This window comes from Planktothrix tepida PCC 9214, from assembly GCF_900009145.1.
Taxonomy (GTDB): domain Bacteria; phylum Cyanobacteriota; class Cyanobacteriia; order Cyanobacteriales; family Microcoleaceae; genus Planktothrix; species Planktothrix tepida.
The window spans coordinates 1-15,709 of record NZ_LN889817.1; the positions used below are offsets into that span (position 1 = coordinate 1).

At 38.8% G+C, this 15,709-nt stretch carries 11 protein-coding genes; 9 read left to right on the forward strand and 2 right to left on the reverse strand.

All coding sequences use genetic code 11. The annotated features are described in order from the left end of the window. Positions 1-155: 155 nt before the first annotated feature. Both PL9214_RS28230 and PL9214_RS28235 read right to left on the reverse strand, forming a co-directional pair. Positions 156-1,376: a hypothetical protein gene (locus PL9214_RS28230; protein WP_072722640.1), complete on the reverse strand. Its 1,221-nt coding sequence runs from the start codon at positions 1,374-1,376 to the stop codon at positions 156-158. 101 nt (positions 1,377-1,477) lie between these two features. Further along, entirely contained in the window at positions 1,478-2,086 is a 609-nt protein-coding gene (locus tag PL9214_RS28235) for a ribonuclease HII (RefSeq protein ID WP_072722641.1), read from the reverse strand. 69 nt (positions 2,087-2,155) lie between these two features. Between PL9214_RS28235 and bchH the strand changes: the two genes are divergently transcribed. From bchH to PL9214_RS28280, 9 genes are all read left to right on the forward strand, one after another. Beyond that, positions 2,156-5,827: a magnesium chelatase subunit H gene (bchH, locus tag PL9214_RS28240; RefSeq protein ID WP_072722642.1), complete on the forward strand. Its 3,672-nt coding sequence runs from the start codon at positions 2,156-2,158 to the stop codon at positions 5,825-5,827. A gap of 50 nt (positions 5,828-5,877) precedes the next feature. Continuing rightward, positions 5,878-6,246 carry an ArsR/SmtB family transcription factor gene (locus PL9214_RS28245; RefSeq protein ID WP_437126737.1) on the forward strand — a complete coding sequence of 123 codons (369 nt, stop codon included), beginning with the start codon at positions 5,878-5,880 and terminating at the stop codon, positions 6,244-6,246. A 272-nt stretch (positions 6,247-6,518) separates the two neighbouring features. Beyond that, complete coding sequence (locus tag PL9214_RS28250) at positions 6,519-6,752, forward strand: DUF7219 family protein (RefSeq protein ID WP_072722643.1); 234 nt, start codon at positions 6,519-6,521, stop codon at positions 6,750-6,752. A 424-nt stretch (positions 6,753-7,176) separates the two neighbouring features. Continuing rightward, a complete protein-coding gene (locus PL9214_RS28255) occupies positions 7,177-8,493 on the forward strand; it encodes an oligosaccharide flippase family protein (RefSeq protein ID WP_072722644.1) in 1,317 nt (438 codons plus the stop codon). A gap of 73 nt (positions 8,494-8,566) precedes the next feature. Beyond that, the gene (locus PL9214_RS28260; protein WP_072722645.1) at positions 8,567-9,655 is read left to right on the forward strand and encodes a glycosyltransferase family 4 protein; all 1,089 of its coding nucleotides are present in this window, start codon (positions 8,567-8,569) and stop codon (positions 9,653-9,655) included. A 212-nt stretch (positions 9,656-9,867) separates the two neighbouring features. Next, on the forward strand, positions 9,868-11,433 hold the full coding sequence (locus PL9214_RS28265) for a hypothetical protein (protein WP_072722646.1): 1,566 nt from the start codon (positions 9,868-9,870) through the stop codon (positions 11,431-11,433). Positions 11,434-11,488: 55 nt separating this feature from the next. Next, entirely contained in the window at positions 11,489-13,219 is a 1,731-nt protein-coding gene (locus tag PL9214_RS28270; RefSeq protein ID WP_072722647.1) for a cellulose-binding protein, read from the forward strand. A 157-nt stretch (positions 13,220-13,376) separates the two neighbouring features. Beyond that, a complete protein-coding gene (locus PL9214_RS28275) occupies positions 13,377-14,384 on the forward strand; it encodes a glycosyltransferase family 2 protein (RefSeq protein WP_367400307.1) in 1,008 nt (335 codons plus the stop codon). A gap of 48 nt (positions 14,385-14,432) precedes the next feature. Then, positions 14,433-15,704: a glycosyltransferase family 4 protein gene (locus PL9214_RS28280; RefSeq protein ID WP_072722648.1), complete on the forward strand. Its 1,272-nt coding sequence runs from the start codon at positions 14,433-14,435 to the stop codon at positions 15,702-15,704. Positions 15,705-15,709 lie beyond the last annotated feature (5 nt).

A 15,709-nucleotide genomic window follows, 5' to 3' on the forward strand; every position in this document is an offset into this window, starting at 1 on the left:
GGAACAGGGAACAGGGAACAGGGAACAGGGAACAGGGAACAGGGAACAGGGAACAGGGAACAGGGAACAGGGAAGAAAGGAGGAATGTACGGGGTTCACGCTTACCCTAACAACTAACAACTGATAACTGATAACTGATAACTGATAACTGATAATTACTTCGCTTCGATCCAAACTTTAATTCCTTCTACCCGTAGACCTTGACCTTTTGTGCCGCAGTATTGGCCGTTGGTGCAGACGGGAACATCGCCTTTATTTTGGATGTGGGCCGTATAGAAGACCGTGTAGTTCGGAGCTTGGGGGCCAGTGAGTTCAATGATAAATCCCTCAATTTGTCGGTTTTTGCCCCGTTCTCCTACTAATTGTCCTTCGGAAATCCAGGGGGTATCCCCAACGTTGGCGATATGAGCCATGTAGCGCAGACTTAAACCTGCAATGGGGGGATCAATGTTAATTTGCAGAGCTTCTAAACGCCGTCCTTGACCTCGTGTTCCGGCATATTCTCTGGCAGTAAAGATGCGATCGCCTAAGCCTTGTAAATGCACTAAAATTTTTAAATTAATATTAGAAAGGGTTGCCTTTTCTTGGGATTTAGATGCAAGGGGTGCATTGCCAAAAACAATATTTTTCCCATCAATGGTTGGGGGTAATTTGGTAACATCAATACTGGGAACAATAATTAATTCTGGACTAGCCGATCCTTGGGGTTCATCCAAGATCACAATATCAGGAATTTGCGGTTTAGGAACCGTCGCAACTGGAGCGGAAGGTTGAACTGTAAAATTAATTTTTCCTCTGGAAATTGCCACACCCAGAGACTTACCAAAGCCTTTGGTAATTTGTTCTTCTAAAATCGCCCATTGATTATCATCTAAATGATCTTGTTTTTCGACTAAGTTAACTAATGCTACTAAAGGATGATTTCCAGCCGCTAAAGCCTCTGCAACAGAATGCAGTTGATTTGTTTGTTGAGTAATGGATTGTTGCAATTCTCTTGCTTGATTTTGAGCCGTTTGTAAGGGGGGGAAATCCTGTTGTTCACTGTGGGTCAGAGAGAGAACTTGCTCTAAAATTTGCAACGCTTGTTGGTGAGTCTTCTGATGTCCAGGTGTGGCGGTTAAGGTCTGCAATAAATTCTGTAACTGTTGTACAGAGGTTGCTTGAGCAGCACCTTGTTGTCCTTGGGCGATGAATTTTTGTTGAATCTCGCTAAAGTTTTTAGAATAAGCGATGAGTTCATCGATTAAGGTTTTTGCAGGGGGAGTTCCTGCGGTTTTGAGATGTTGTGCCGCTTCAGCCAGAAGATTGCCTAAATTTGTATAGCGTTGAGATAATGCAGTCAGTTGTTGTTTTAACGTTTCGTAAGTCGGTTCCACAAAGAATAATCCTCCTAGTTCAAAGTTGGGAGCAGCATCGTTAAATATCTCCTCTATTGATTTTACCTGAAGAAGGACAGGAGTGTAAAAGCTTCTGATTTTTAATTTAAAGGTAAGGATAATTGGCAACAACTAAAAGATTGACGATGTTGAGAAGTCACACCATACTGTTGAATGGCTTGACGGTGTTTTGCAGTTCCGTAACCTTTATTTTGTTTTAAATCATATTGAGGATATTTTTCCGATAAACGAGTGATTAATTCATCTCGCCACACTTTTGCGACAATACTGGCAGCTGCTATTACCAAAGATGTACTATCTCCTTTGATGATAGTTTGTTGGGGAATGAATAATTGAGGAATTTTTTGATTCCCATCAATTAAACAAAGTTCGGGTTGAGGATTTAACTTAAAAATAGCGCGTTTCATCGCTAATAATGTGGCTTGTAAAATATTGAAGCGATCAATTTCTCGCACGGAAGCCCAACCAATTTTATAATCAATGGCGATCGCTTTTATTTCCAGGGCTAATCGCGAACGAACCCCAGGGGTTAATTTCTTACTATCTTTCACCCCAGCACGAGTTAATTGCGTCATACTATTCTCAGATAAAATCACGGCTGCTGCCACCACCGGGCCAAATAAAGCACCTCGTCCAACTTCATCCACTCCTGCGATTAAAATCGGAGTTGAAGAATCATCTGCTATCATTTCCTTCAAATTTAGACTTGCTATAATTATCTATCATAGATTAAACCGTATATTTTAAGAACTGATTTTATGAAACGAATTGTTTTGATTGCAGGCTTTGAATCTTTTAATGCTGATTTATATCGAAATTCTGCACAATTAGCCAGTGTTCGCTGTCCTGAATTAGAGATTTTTGTTTTTAGCGATCGCGCTATTTCTACTGAACCGGATACCGTAGCAGAAGCATTAGAAAATGCTGATGTTTTTTTTGCAAGTTTATTGTTTGATTATGATCAAGTTTTATGGTTGCGAGAACGAGTCCAAAAGATTCCTATTCGGTTAGTGTTTGAATCTGCCTTAGAATTAATGAGTTTAACTCAAATTGGAGCCTTTAAAATCGGCGACAAACCCAAAGGAATGCCCAAACCTATACAATTTATTCTCAGTAAATTTTCCAGTGGGAAAGAAGAAGATAAACTCGCGGGTTATATTAGTTTTCTCAAAACCGGGCCAAAATTATTAAAATTTGTTCCGGTTAAAAAAGTTCAAGATCTTCGCAACTGGTTAATTATATATGGCTATTGGAACGCAGGGGGAACGGAAAATGTCGCGGCTATGTTTTGGACAATTGCCACAAATTATTTAGGATTAACCGTTGGTGAAATTCCGCCCCCCGTAGAAACCCCCAATATGGGATTATTACATCCCGATTATAACGGTTATTTTGAATCGCCTAAAGCTTATTTAGAGTGGTATCAACACGAATATCCAGAGGCGGTTAATAATCCCGTTGTGGGTCTTTTATTATATCGAAAACACGTCATTACTCAACAAAATTATATCCCTCAATTAATTCGCTATTTTCAGCAAGATAATTTAATCCCCTTGCCGATTTTTATTAATGGTGTTGAAGGTCATGTTGCGGTTAGAGATTGGATGACTACAACGGATGAATTAAATAAGCGAGAACAGGGAAATATTGAAACCTTATCCTTATCCAAAGAAGCTGTAAAGGTTGATGCCATTGTTTCAACCATTGGGTTTCCCTTAGTTGGAGGGCCAGCAGGTTCGATGGAAGCCGGACGACAGGTGGAAATTGCTAAACAAATTTTAACCGTAAAAAACGTCCCTTATTTTATTGCAGCACCTCTATTAATTCAAGATTTATTATCCTGGACTCGTCAAGGAATAGGAGGCTTACAAAGTGTGGTTTTATATGCTTTACCGGAACTAGATGGTGCTATTGATACGGTTCCGTTAGGAGGTTTAGTCGGAGAAAATATCTATTTAATTCCTGAGCGAGTTAAACGGTTAACCGGACGAGTTAAAAGTTGGATTAAGCTGCGACAAAAATCTCCAAAAGATCGAAAAATCGCGATGATTTTATATGGATTTCCCCCAGGATATGGTGCTACAGGAACCGCCGCATTATTAAAGGTTCCTCAAAGTTTGTTAAAGGTTTTACAAGCGTTAAAAGCACAAGGTTATACCGTTGGAGAGTTACCAGAAACGGGCGAAAGTATAATTCAGAAGGTTAAACAAGCGGATGAAATCTTAGAAGCAAAACAGGATTTTATTTTTGCCGATGGGTCTGTTGTTTCTAATCAAGTCAATGTAGAAAAATTAGAGAAATGGTTAGGGTATTTACAACGAAGTCGAGTTGAAAAACAATGGCAATCTTTAACAGGAACGGGGATTAAAACTTTAGGAGAAGATTATCATATTGGAGGAATTCAATTAGGCAATATTTGGATCGGAGTGCAACCCCCTTTAGGGCTATCCGGTGATCCAATGCGGTTAATGTTTGAACGAGATTTAACCCCCCATCCCCAATATACTGCCTTTTATCAATGGTTACAAAAGGACTTTCAAGCCGATGCTATTGTTCATTTTGGAATGCACGGAACCGTTGAATGGTTGCCGGGTTCACCGTTAGGAAATACGGGTTATTCTTGGTCAGATATTTTACTGGGAAATCTACCGAATTTATATCTGTATGCTGCCAATAATCCCTCAGAATCCATTTTAGCCAAACGTCGCGGTTATGGAGTATTAATTTCCTATAATGTGCCTCCTTATGGTCGCGCCGGACTGTATAAACAATTGGTATCGTTACGAGAACTCATCGCGGAATATCGAGAAGATCCGCAAAAAAATTCAACCCTGCAAGACGTGATTAGCCAGCAAATTACGGATATGGGTTTAGAGGTAGATTGTCCTTTTGAGGAAGGGAAAAAATTAGGGATTGCCTTTACACTGAAAAATGCTCGATTATTTAGTGTGGAAGTTCTCTACAATTATTTTATCAAAATTTATGATTATTTGCAAGTATTAGAACAGCGATTATTTTCTTCGGGATTACATACCTTTGGAGAAAACCCAACAGAAGAGGAATTAAGCAATTATATGAATGCTTATTCCACTGAATCAATGAATGAGTTAACCCCAGAAACAGAAAGTCAAATCCGAGGTTTATTGTTGCAAACTTCCGATGAATTAACGAATTTATTACGAGGATTAAATGGAGAATATATTCCCCCTGCCCCCGGTGGAGATTTACTTCGAGATGGGCCGGGAGTGTTGCCAACGGGACGCAATATTCATGCGTTAGATCCCTATCGAATGCCTTCGGCTGCGGCTTATTTAAGAGGACGAGAAATCGCTCAAAAAATCATATCTCAACAGTTAGCAGAAACGGGGAATTATCCTGAAACTATTGCTGTGATGTTATGGGGGTTAGATGCCATTAAAACGAGAGGAGAATCTTTAGGAATTATCTTAGAATTAGTTGGGGCAGAACCTGTTAAAGAAGGAACTGGACGAATTGTTCGTTATGAATTGCAACCGTTAGAAAAAATAAATCATCCTCGCATTGATGTTTTAGCGAATTTATCAGGAATTTTTCGAGATAGTTTTGCCAATATTATCGAGTTATTAGATGATTTATTTCTGCGGGCTGCCCATGCAGAAGAACCCGAAGACCAAAACTTTATTAGAAAACACGCATTACAGTTGCGATCGCAAGGCATTGAAAACCCATCTGCCCGTTTATTTTCTAATCCATCGGGGGATTTTGGCTCATTAGTCAATGATCAAATTGTAGATGGGAATTGGGAATCTGAGGACGAATTAGGGAATACTTGGAAAGGACGAAATGTATTTAGTTATGGTCGCCAAGACAAAGGACAAGCTCGACCCGAAGTGATGACCCAACTGTTAAAAACCATGGATAATATTGTGCAGGAAATTGATTCTGTTGAATATGGATTAACGGATATTCAAGAATATTATGCCAATACGGGAGGATTAAAACGGGCAGCCGAACAGCAAAAAGGTCAAAAAGTTAAAGCCAGTTTTGTTGAAAGTTTTTCTAAGGATACCACCCCTCGGCAATTAGAAGATTTATTAAGAATTGAATATCGAACGAAATTATTAAATCCCAAATGGGCAGATGCAATGGTGAATCAAGGAAGTGGAGGTGCTTATGAAATTTCTCAACGAATGACCGCCTTAATGGGTTGGGGAGGAACGACTAATTTTAAAGAAAATTGGGTGTATGATCAAGCAGCTAAAACCTATGCGTTAGATGAAAAAAGGGCTGACCAATTAAGACAAGCAAACCCCGAAGCCTTTCGTAATATTGTGGGTCGAATGTTAGAAGCACAGGGTCGTGGATTTTGGGAAACCGATGCAGAAACTTTAGAAAAATTAAGAGCATTATATGATTTAACAGAACAAGAATTAGAAGGAATAACGGTTTAATGTGTACCATTTTTGAGATCGCCGTTTAAAATTGATCAGTGGTAGCAATAATGGCAGATGTAGGAGATTTCTGGATAATGGCAAAACCGTTGATTGTGTCAACAGCAGTTCCCACTCCTAACCCCCTAATAATCGGGGGTTTCCACGCGCTATCTGATTCTTTGCGTTTGAAAGTGATTGAACTGTTGCGGGGACAAGAATTATGTGTGTGTGAACTCTGTGAACAATTAAACGTTCCTCAGTCTAAATTGTCCTTTCACTTAAAAATTTTGAAAGAAGCACGATTAGTTCGGAGTCGCCAAGACGGACGATGGATTTACTATAGTCTCAACTGTAGCCAATTTAGAGTTTTAGAAGCATATTTGGTGCAATACCAGCATCTTAGTTCTATTATAACATCCCACAAAAGTTGTGATTGAAGGTAGCTCAACGGTATCCTATTGGGGAAAATATTGGAATTGGCCGTATTTTTTTTAACAGCCTTGAAAAAGCATTTTGTTTTGATGACTTTCGATACTTCAATTCTTAATATTAATCTCCTTCTTAAGACATACAAGTATATTGTCTTAACTCTCAGAAATGAATTGAATCGGGCTATAATTAAAATATAAAGGTAGATTTTTAAAATCAAGTCTGAAATCTGACATTCTATGTAAAAATAAATAATGGTATACACTGGAGAGTGAAAAAGATGACCAACCGAGGTTCGTTTTACTGGAGTTCCCGTTATCGAGGGAAAGCAACCCCTGAAAATGTTGTGTTTAATGCGAATTTGCAGGAATTTGCTCAGAAGGTTAACTTTATTGTTGCCCTGCAAACCAGTGGAAAACTTTCAGTTGAAGAATCTTATGTACAAATTGAAGCCTTATGGGAACAACTTCGAGAAAGTAAACAACATCTGGGAATTGGAAAAAAAGCAGGATAACCATCTGAATTTAAAGTTATCAAAGAAAGAAAGGGTACAGTTCATCTGTACTCTTTCTTTTTAAGCACAATTTGCAAACCCTTCTCCACCGGGATCAAAACGATAAACAGGAAGTTCTGCTTTTTTAAAGAAAAATGTAAAAGTTTGATAAAGTTCATCTATAATCGTGGCATAATGACCTCAAGTAGTTATACTCTAAACACTAGATGATTTGAAGATTCAAGTCAAAAATTGTACAATAGCCTATCTCAAGATAGACCTAGATCAACCTCATTTTAGCTGATCATTTTAAACTTAGGGATCAAGATGTTATACCATCAGAACCCGGAAATTGATCAGGACGGTTATTTCAAACCCAGTCAAGGCAAAAAGCCACCAGTTCTAAACCCCCTATTTCCAAAATTTATTTACGGTTAACATCCTCATGGCATCTCTTAGTAAACAAGCAATTCAAGGTACAATTTGGACTCTCTTCGGCTATGGAGGTAGCCAAGTCTTACGATTTGGGGGAAACTTAATCCTTACTCGTCTTCTAGTCCCTGAATTATTTGGTTTGATGGCATTAGTTAATACCTTTATTATAGGTCTTAACCTATTTTCAGATATTGGAATTCATCCTAGTATTATCCGTAGTGAGCGGGGGGATGACCCAGAATTTCTGAATACGGCTTGGACGATTCAAGTCTTTCGAGGATTTGGACTTTGGATTGCTTGTTTATTAATTACAGCCCCACTGGCTAAATTTTATAACGAACCTCAACTATTGTGGATTACTCCCATCGTTGGCTTGAGAACAATTATAGCAGGTTTTGAATCCACATCTTTAGCCACACTGAATCGCAATTTAAACTTAAAAACCCTAACGATTTTTGACTTTATTGTCCAAGGATTAAGCTTGGGGGTAATGATTATTTGGGCGTGGATTAGTCCTAACATTTGGGCATTAATTATTGGAGTCTTAGTTTCCTCCTTATTTGGATTAATTAGAAGTCATGCCTTAAATACCGGAATGCAGAATCGATTGGCTTGGGATCAAAGCGCTTTAAAAGAATTAATTTCCTTTGGCCGCTGGATCTTTATTTCAACGGTGATGACGTTCTTTGCCTCTCAGTCTGATCGCTTAATTCTCGGTAAATTATTAACTTTAGAAATGTTAGGGGTTTATACCGTTGCTTTTACCTTAGCAGATCTTCCTAAATCCTTAATGGGATCGGTGATGAGTAAAGTCGTTTTTCCTGTTATTTCTAAACAGTTGGATCTACCGCGAGCGCAACTTCGGAAAAATATTCTCGAAAAAAGAAAACTATTATTATTACTCATCAGTTTTCCCTTAGCTATTCTAGTTTGCTTTGGGGATCAATTAATTTTGAATTTATATGATCAAAGATATGAACAGGCTGCTTGGATGTTGCCGATCCTTGCCTTGGGAATGTGGCCGTTTATCCTAACCATCAGCATTGATCAAGCCCTGTTTGCCATTGGAAAACCTCTCTATATTGCTCTGGGTAATGTTTCAAAGTTATTATACATGGTGATTTTACTTCCGTTATCATTTTCTGTGATGGGAATTTTAGGAGCTATCCTGGTTGTTGCATTTAATGATATTTCCTTTTATATTGTGGTTAACTATGGACTTTGGCGAGAAGGAATTTCGGGTTTACAACAGGATTTATGGGCAAGTTGTATCCTGGTGGTAATGATTTTTATTTTAGGAGGAATTCGACATGGTTTAGGAGGATGATTATCTATTGATAGTATCTTTTATGCTCTAGTTTAGCACAAAATCAACTCATTTTAAATTAGGAAAATTTACCATGAAAATTACTTTTGTTATGCCAAATTGGGTTAGTTTATCAGGAGGAATATTAGCGAATGCTACCCTTGCCCATCACTTGGAAAAACGAGGCCATGAAATCTATATGGTTTGTCCTGAAAAACGTAAACCCACAGGTCTTCAGCAGGTTAAATCCTTATTAAAAGGCAAAGGGTTGATCTCCAGGAAACAGACTGGGCCTTCCCATATGGACAGTTTTGATCTCCCTGGCTGTGTTTTAGATCATCCACCGCCAGTCACCGATGCCGATATTCCTGATGCGGATATTGTCGTGGCAACTTGGTGGGAAACGGCAGAATGGGTGGCTAATCTTTCTCCCTCGAAGGGGGCAAAAGTCTACATGATTCGCCACCATGAAACTCACGATTATTTACCCAAAGAACGGGTCGCAGCGACCTATCGGTTGCCTTTTCATAAAATTGTGATTTCTCAGTGGTTAGTAGACATTATGGAAAAGGAATATGGAGATAAAAATGTTTCCTTAGTTCCTGACAGTGTGGATTCAAAAAAATATTATGCTGTGGCGAGAAAAAAACAAACAATTCCTACAGTCGGAATGCTGTACTCTACCCTCTATTGGAAAGGCTGTGACATCACCTTAAAAGCCGTTTCTTTAGCAGCGCAACAAATTCCCAACTTAAAATTACTCTGTTTTGGGACTGAACCCCCTGTTCCTGAGTTACCCTTACCCGCAGGGAGTGAATTCTTCTGTCAGCCTCCACAGGATCAAATCAAAGATATCTATGCCAGTTGTGATGCCTGGTTATTTGGCAGTCGCTTTGAAGGGTTCGGACTTCCGATTTTAGAAGCTATGGCCTGTCGAACTCCGGTGATTGGAGTGCCAGCAGGTGCCGCCCCGGAACTTCTCAGCGAGAATATAGGAATCTTAGTCAAACCAGAAGACCCAGAGGAGATGGCTGGAGCCATTGTTAAGATTTGTCAAATGTCCCAGGAACAGTGGTGTCAAATGTCAGCTCGTGCTTATACGAAAGCCACCAGTTACACCTGGGATGATGCGGCCCGACTCTGTGAACAAGCTTTTGAAATTGTACTCCGTTATAATAGATGAAGTGTGTAGCGAAATGTTACAAAATTGAAAACATACAAAATACTGTCTTTCACTAGATTAAACCCTGAAAAAAATAAACTGTCTATTTCCTATATACGTCAGTAACTATGGCATCGGCTATATTTTCTTATATTTGCATAGTGCTTGGCAAACTGCCCATTTATGGGAAGCTATCCAAATTCTAAAAATACCGGAAATTCTCCACCGCGTTTATGACACCCCAAGCACAACTGGCTTTATTACTCTTGCTCCCCTGTGTTCTGTTTTTATTTAAACGGTTTTCAACAGATAGAGCAGTGGTGATCAGTTTTATTCTGGCGTGGCTATTTCTTCCCCAGCGCACTGCCTTTTCCTTCCCCGGTTTACCTGACTATGATCGCTCCACCGCCACCAGTTACAGCATTATGCTGGCAACTTATTTGTATGATCCCCAAACCTTTCGCACCTTTAAATTGGGATGGCTAGATATTCCCATGCTAATGTCGTGTATTAGTCCTTTTATTTCATCAATAACTAATGATTTAGGAGCCTACGATGGATTTTCATCCGCTCTCACCCAAATTGTTGGGTATGGTATTCCTTACTTTTTAGGTCGGGTATATCTTAATAGTTTCAAAGGTCTTCAGGAATTAGCGGTAGGTATTTTTATTAGTGGGATTATTTATGCCCCCTTATGCTGGTTAGAAAGTGTGATCAGTCCCCAATTGCATCGGATGGTCTACGGCTATCATGGCATTGTTGAGTTCGGACAATCCATGCGTTTAGGAGGATATCGACCCAATGTATTTATGATACATGGTTTAGCCGTGGGGATGTGGATGATGGCTACAGCATTAATTGCTCTATGGTTTTGGCAATCAGGAACATTAAAAAAATTCTTGAATATCCCCATGAAGCTTTGGTTTATCGGACTCTATCTAACTCATATTTTAGTTCGCTCCACAGGTGCTTATGCTTATATGTTCTGTGGAGTGATTATTTTATTCTGTGCTAAATTTTTTCGCACTGCTTTTCCCAAAGTGTTGTTAATTTTGTTATTATCCTCGTACCTCTACCTAGGTGCAACTGGAAATTTCACAGGAGAACAAGCGGATAAAATTGTTCAGGTTGCTACTAATATAGCTGGCCCTGATCGAGCACAGTCTTTAGAGTTCAGATTTGATAATGAAGAAATGTTAGTAAAAAAAGCCCTAGAACGAAAGTGGTTTGGTTGGGCAGGATGGGGACGAAATCGAGTTTATGGGTATGATTGGGAAGGTACATTAGTGGATATTTCCGTCACCGATAGTTTGTGGATTATAACCTATGGGATCAGTGGCTTTTTTGGACTCTTCGGTGTCTTTGGCACTTCTTTGCTTCCTGCGCTCACCTTTGCATTGTTCCGATATCCGGCTAAAACTTGGTTTCGTCCTCAGATTGCTGGAGCCGCAGTCCTAAGTGTGGTAACAGTTTTATATGTCTTAGACAATCTATTAAATAGTATGTATAATCCCGTTTTTATCTTGGCTAGTGGAGGTTTAGCCGGGTTATTGATGAATCCCAATCCCCAAGAATCCCATACCTCTATTGCCGTTTCTACCAACAGTATTTATCGCCCTCGGACATGGAATCGAAAAATACCCTGCCAACCGATTCCAGTTTCTGCTAAGACAGTTAATAGTAATAGAATTTCTAAACCAAATCGCAGAAAGCCACGACCTATTCCAATTTCTGCTAAACCCAATTACGGTATTCCTAAACTAAATCGCCGATCCCATCGACCTCGATCAATTCAGTAAGTTTTTAGAAATCAAGGCTATAAAAGTAAAAATTTGTTTTTTAGGGTGATTATTTATGTTTAATTTATTTCGATTTAATTTTAATAAAAACATATTATTATTCCTGATGTTTTTATTAGGAATTAGTATCGTTTTCTCCACAACAATTGACGGATCTCAGAATAATTTACAAGAGTTTGCCATCAGTCAAACTTTATCAAATACTCAATCTTCTTTAGGAATTAATCTCGGTGGTGTGGCGAGTTACTCCACTCAATTTCCTTTCATTGACCATTTTAAAACTTCCCCTCCCTGGATCACCACCTGTCAAAGCAAAAATACTTCAGACTGTCACAAGGTATGGGACACAGAAGAATCTGACCTGTTAGATCTTGATGAGCAAGGATGGGTTAAATCCTTACCAAAGCCTGAAGATCCACCTCGTTATACTCAAGTTTCCACCATTTTTTTTGCAGATATTCCTAAAAATACCCCCATTGCTGGACAATATCTAATTTTATATGACGGAGAAGGAACCCTAGAATATGGTTTATCAGCTAAAAAAGATCTGGCTCTTTCTAAACCCGGTCGAGATGTGATTAATATTGATTCATCTAACACGAGTATTGCGTTAATTTTGATTGCTGAAACTGATCCTAATCAAACCGGAAATTATCTTCGCAATATTCGGATGATTAGAGCAGAAGACGAAACCAGATATCAAAACGGTGAACAGTTTAATCCCGCCTTTTTGGAGAAGATTAAACCCTTTAAAACCTTGCGATTTATGGACTGGATGCAAACCAATCATTCTCCTCAAAAAGAGTGGAAAAATAGACCTGTACCCGAAAGGGTGACTTATAGTGACGTAGGGGTTCCTTTAGAAGTTATGATTGCCCTTTCTAATCAACAAAAAGCTGAACCTTGGTTTAATATGCCCCATCAAGCAACGGATGAATATATCAGAAATTTTGCCCAGAAGGTTAAAGCCGAATTAAACCCTAATTTAAACATTTATGTGGAGTTTTCTAATGAAGTTTGGAATTGGAATTTTAAACAAACCCATTATGCCTTAGAACAAGGTCAAGCTCGGTGGGGAAAAGATAAAGGAGATGCCTTTTTTCAGTGGTATGGAATGCGATCGGCTCAAATGTGTGAAATCTGGAAGAAAGAGTTTGGAAACCAGGCTAATCGTGTGATTTGTGTGATTTCTACACAAACTTATTATAAAGGTGCAGAATCCCATATTTTAGAATGTTCCTATTGGGTTGCAGAAGGGAACAAACCCTGTTATCAGGGAATGGATGCCTATGCGATCGCCGGTTATTTTAGTGGAGGATTAGGAGAGTTGGAAAATAGCAGTGTGGTTCAATCCTGGGTAAATCAGGGCGATCAGGGAATTAATCAAGCCTTTGAACAGTTAAAAAAAGGTGGATTACTTCCTAAAGATTGGAATAGCTTAGTTGATAATTATAAAATGTTTTTGCGCCATGCAGAAATAGCTAAAGCTAAAGGGTTAAAGTTAGTCGCTTATGAAGGCGGACAACATCTGGTTGCCAATCCCAAAGACCCCAACAAAGAACAGGTATCGAAATTTTTTATTCAACTGAATCGTGATCCTCAAATGTATGATGCCTATTTACAACTTTTACAAGATTGGAAACAAGCTGGAGGAACTTTATTCATGCACTTTTCTGATATCGGTAAACCCACAAAATATGGGAGTTGGGGAGCCTTAGAATCTGTATATCAACCGACTTCACCAAAATATCAAGCTTTAGAAGATTTTATTGATAATAATCCCTGATGGCAGAATGAAAGCTGGTAGATAAGCGTCAATTTAATCAATCACTCTGTTCAAATTGTGATCAAAGGGAGGCAGGTTTAATCAATCCAGTACAATTGAATTTAGAGGCGGAACAGCTTAACATTTTTATCACTTCAGTTAGAATTAATTACAAAACATGAATTCAGGAGATTTAACCTTGAGTAAAATTGGATTAGTTGCGATCGGGCGTAATGAAGGTAAACGGTTACACCAATGTTTATCTTCAATTATTGGGAAAGTTGAAAATGCTGTTTATGTTGATTCCGGTTCAACAGATGGTTCTGTGGAAATAGCAAAATCCCTCGGTGTAGATGTCATTGAATTAGACTTATCCATTCCCTTTACCGCAGCACGAGCTAGAAACACAGGTTTTGAATTTTTACTTCAGAAAAATACTGAATTAAATTATATTCAATTTGTAGACGGCGACTGCGAAATTGTAGACGGATGGTTAAACAAAGCGCAACAGAAATTAGATGAAAATCCTAATATCGCAGTAGTCTGTGGACGACGACGAGAACGGTTTCCGAATGCGTCAATTTATAACCGTCTGTGTGATCTCGAATGGAATACTCCCATTGGTGAAACCAAAGCTTGTGGTGGAGATGCCATGATGCGAGTAGAAGCGGTTCAACAAGTCTCTGGATTTAACCCCAAATTAATCGCAGGAGAAGAACCGGAATTGTGCGTTAGACTCCGACAACAGGGATGGAAAATTGAGCGTTTAGATGCAGAAATGACGCTCCATGATGCCCAAATGACCCGGTTTAGTCAATGGTGGAAACGCAATTTAAGAAGCGGTCATGCCTATGCTGAGGGAGCTTATTTACATGGGAAAGCGCCTGAAAAACATTGGGTGAGAGAAAGCCGTAGTATTTGGTTATGGGGATTAATTATTCCTTTGGTGTCTATTGGTTTAATCCCCTTGACTCAAAACTGGAGTTTACTGTTATTATTGGCTTACCCCCTATTAACGTTTCGGATTTATTGGAACAGGAAACTTCCCCGTGATCTGACAGCTTATCATCGGGGATGTTATTCTTTGTCTTGTGTCATTAGCAAGTTTCCCCAATTGCAAGGACAGTTTCAATTTTACGCCAGCTATCTTCAAGGTAAAAAGGCAACTTTAGTAGAGTACAAGTAGAAATATCTTGATAATTAAGTATTTAATACAAACAGTAAGTTGGAATCTATGAACAAATCAAAAAAAATCAAAGTTTTAATGGTCGTTGAACAATGTAACCCCAATTGGTCATCTGTTCCTTTAGAAGGCTATAAATACTTTCAACAAATTAGTGAATTAGTCGATGTTACCCTTGTTACTCATGAACGCAATCAAAAAGATTTAAAATCTCGTCATAGCGATGACAATATAATCTTTATTCCTGAGAGTAAGCTGGCTCAAAAATATTATCGAAATATCGTGACTTTGGCTTCTAAAGGAACGATTAACTGGCCCCTTGCTCATACCTTAAGTTATCCCATCTATGCTGAATTTAATCATCGGGTCTATCAACAATTTAAAGATGAGGTTTTACAAAGAAAATATGATATTGTTCACGCCCTGACCCCCATGATACCTCGATATCCGGTCAAACTGATTAACGCTTGTCAAAATACCCCCTTTTTACTAGGGCCTGTGAATGGGGGTGTCCCTTTTCCTCCGGGGTTTCAAAAGATTGCTAAAAAGGAATTTGCCAACCTCAACTTTTTGAGAAGTATTGGAAGAATGTTGATACCAGGGTATTTGCAAACTTATCAAAAAGCAGACCAAGTTCTTTCGGGTTCAACCTATACCTTAAATTGGTTAAAAGACTCTTTAAAAGTTTCCGATGATCACATTGATCTTTTTTATGAAAATGGCATTGATCCAACCTTTCTAACGGATCAACCCAAAACTCGAACCTCTGACCGAGTGAACCTCCTATTTGTCGGTCGTTTAGTTCCCTATAAATGCGCCGATATTTTGATTGATGCCATTGCTCAATTAGAAAATTCAATTCAACAGAAAGTCCATCTCACGATTGTCGGTGATGGTTCGGAAAGAACAGCTTTAGAAGCCAGCGTTAAACAATTAAATTTACAAGAATTAGTCACGTTTACAGGCTGGGTCAAACAAGAACAAACTTTAGAATTTTATCAAAACTCCGATCTGTTCTGTTTTCCATCCATTCGAGAATTTGGTGGGGCTGTTGTCTTAGAAGCAATGGCCTGTGGCTTACCCTGCATTGTCGTTAATAATGGAGGAATTGGAGAATATGTGACGGAGACAACCGGGTTTAAAATTGAACCGATTTCACGAGACTTTATTCGAGACGAACTCACCCAAAAAATCCAAACTTTAGTTGAAAACGAACCCCTTTGGCAATCAATGTCAGCCCAATCAATTCAACGAGCTAAAGATTTTCTTTGGACAACAAAAGCCCAAAAAATAGTTAATATTTATCAGCAGCTAAGTAGGTAGGCTAA